Here is a 1,747-nt window from a genome sequence, read left to right on the forward strand (position 1 = left end):
GCGGCTCTTGCGCATGTTGTGTGGTCTTGAGGCGTCGCGACTCTTTCTAACACCGCAGATGATGCGGTGGAGGAAGCATGCCTCAAATATCGATGATGCCAGGATGTCGCTTCAATGGGATCCGGCGCGAAGGTCCGTCGGGACTTACGATTTCGTTGCAGAAGCGCCACAAGGTTGCGCGGTGCCCGCAATGCCGGCGGCGGTCGACAACCGTGCACGGTTATTATCACCGCCGTCCTGCTGATCTGCCAATTGCCGGTCGACCAGTCAGGCTGGATCTGCGGGTTCGAAGATACGTATGCGGGAATGCCGGCTGCCGACGACGGACCTTCGGCGAGAAGGTGCCGATGCTGGTCGCACCATCGGCGCAAAGGACGAAGCGGCTGGCCAAGGCGCAGGCAAGAACGGGAATTGCTCTGGGCGGAGCGGCGGGCAGCCGCCTTTCAAGGCAAATGGCAATGCCTGTCAGCGGCGACACAATCCTTCGGCTGGTTCGTCTGCTGCCCGAGCCGACGCCGTCGACACCGACAATTATCGGCGTTGATGATTGGGCGATGAAGAAGCGGCTGCGCTACGGCACGATCATCGTCGACCTCCAACGCCACCGTCCGATAGATCTCTTGCCTGACCGCACGGCGGAGACGGTGATCGAATGGCTTGGGTCAAGGCCTGGGATCGAAATCGTCGCTCGGGACCGCTCGACAGAATATCGGCGCGCCATAACGATCGGTGCCCGGAACGCCGTTCAGATTGCCGATCGTTGGCACCTTCTCCACAACACGCGGCAGATGGTCGAGCGATGGGCTGCCGGCGCTTATGCGCGTTTGCGGCGGCTGCCCGAACTGTCATCGCCGAAGGCGACGAAGACGCGTCGGATAAAAGCGTTCAGACGATTGCGTTCCGACGCTGATGTCGCTTCCGAAAGCCGCACACGACGACTGATGCAATATAACGATGCGCGGCGGCGTTACCTCGCCGGCGAGGCGATCATGGCAATCAGCCGAGCGACAGGTTTGTCGCCGACCACCGTGCGCAAGTTCGCTTATGCTGATACCTTTCCCGAGCGGGCAGTGCGGGCAACGCCAACCAGCATCATTGATCCATATCTGCCGTTGCTGAGATCGCGACTCGCGAACGGATGCGAAAACGGCTTGCAGCTCTGGCGCGAATGCCGCGATCTTGGCTATGGTGGTTCCGCCGGCCAGATTCATCGGTGGCTTCAGGACCACCGGACAGCTCCGTCGAAACATGCCCCTCATAGGACGGACGACACGGCTCCGCCAGCTCCCCGCACTCAAAACCCTGTTTCGATTCCGTCCCCGAAGCAACTCGCGTGGTTGATCGTCAAGGCACCAGAGACGAGGTCGATCGAAGAGGCTAACGCGATCCTGCAAATCAGCCAGGATCGCGACGCCGCCATCCTCATTCGAATTGTTCGCCGTTTCGTCGATCTCGTCCGCCGGGTCGGAACCAAGGCCCATGATGCCGGCCCCGTCTTCGACGATTGGCTTCTTGGCGCAAAGCGCTGCGGTCTGCGTCCTGTCGAAACCTTCGCCGCAGGCCTTCAGCATGACGGCGATGCTGTTCGAGCCGCTTTGGAAACCAGTTGGAGCAGCGCCCAGGTCGAGGGCCAGGTGAATAAGCTGAAGCTGCTCAAGCGCTCAATGTATGGTCGCGGAAATCTCGAACTGCTCCGCCGCCGACTGATCCTGGCGCCGTGAAAACCACACAACATGCGCAAGAGCCA

Annotated in this window: 1 protein-coding gene; it reads left to right on the forward strand. The window is 60.9% G+C overall.

Annotated features, from left to right (window positions below; genetic code table 11):
* Positions 1–77: 77 nt before the first annotated feature.
* On the forward strand, positions 78–1,721 hold the full coding sequence (locus VQ044_RS25015; protein ID WP_331827886.1) for an ISL3 family transposase: 1,644 nt from the start codon (positions 78–80) through the stop codon (positions 1,719–1,721).
* Positions 1,722–1,747: the final 26 nt, after the last annotated feature.

Origin of the sequence: Aurantimonas sp. C2-5-R2, from assembly GCF_036549495.1 — a bacterium.
GTDB lineage: Bacteria > Pseudomonadota > Alphaproteobacteria > Rhizobiales > Rhizobiaceae > Aurantimonas > Aurantimonas coralicida_A.

Excerpts from the sequence above, each read along its gene's own strand:
- VQ044_RS25015 (WP_331827886.1), top strand. The coding sequence starts at position 78 with ATGCCTCAAATATCGATGATGCCAGGATGTCGCTTCAATGGGATCCGG.